Origin of the sequence: Flavobacterium sp. CYK-55, from assembly GCF_018413465.1 — a bacterium.
GTDB lineage: Bacteria > Bacteroidota > Bacteroidia > Flavobacteriales > Flavobacteriaceae > Flavobacterium.
Genome location: NZ_JAHCDK010000050.1, coordinates 1 through 252, shown reverse-complemented (window position 1 = coordinate 252; position 252 = coordinate 1). Strand labels below are relative to the sequence as shown.

The window sequence follows — 252 nt, the reverse complement described above, 5'->3', positions numbered from 1 at the left end:
ACTCGCCGAATGTGTTTACCGTAGGAAGTTCGATTGTGAATTTAGTTCCGAGTTTCTCAGGAAATGTGACTTCGTTTAGCATCGCGCCGGCTTTACCTTCGGGATTATCTTTTGATACAACTTCAGGTGTGATTTCAGGAGCGCCAACTGAGGTTTCTGCAACTTCGATTTATACCGTAACGGCCTTCAATTCCGGCGGATCAACTTCATTTGGAATTTCGATTACCGTGAACGATGTGGCGCCTTCAACTT

The 252-nt window shown here is 45.2% G+C and carries 1 protein-coding gene; it reads left to right on the top strand.

What is annotated here, in order from left to right:
- On the top strand, window positions 1-252 hold a 252-nt coding region (locus tag KIH23_RS13910; RefSeq protein WP_213214057.1), incomplete at both ends, for a putative Ig domain-containing protein.